Source organism: Paraburkholderia sp. SIMBA_053 (assembly GCF_046534895.1).
GTDB lineage: Bacteria > Pseudomonadota > Gammaproteobacteria > Burkholderiales > Burkholderiaceae > Paraburkholderia > Paraburkholderia caledonica.
This window is the reverse complement of the sequence record NZ_JAWRXU010000299.1, coordinates 1-332: the sequence shown is the minus strand read 5'-3', so window position 1 is coordinate 332 and position 332 is coordinate 1. Positions and strand designations below refer to the sequence as shown.

1 protein-coding gene is annotated in these 332 nt (G+C 59.0%); it reads left to right on the top strand.

What is annotated here, in order from left to right; translation table 11 throughout:
- A partial coding sequence (locus SB753_RS35715; RefSeq protein WP_410804809.1) for a DUF1989 domain-containing protein occupies nucleotides 1-332 on the top strand: 332 nt, incomplete at both ends.

Below are 332 nucleotides of genomic sequence, written 5' to 3'. Positions count from 1 at the left end.
CTTCAATGCCGCCGAAAAAAGCGAGCGGCTGAATCTGCCCGATACGCTCAAGTGCCAGCACACGGCCAAGCTGACCAAGGGCCATTGCCTCTATTCCGACATGGGCCGCGTGCTCGCCGCGATTGTCGCGGATACGTGTGGATGGCACGACCGTCTCGCGGGTGTGTCGAATGCAGCCGAAGTGTTCGAGAAGTACGGGCAAGGCCGCTATCAGGAACTGCGCAACGCGTTCTATCGCAACGGCACCGACAATCTGCTCGTCGAACTCGGCAAATGGGGACTCGGCATTTCCGATCTGCTGATGACGCTCAATCTCTTCAGCCGCATCGATG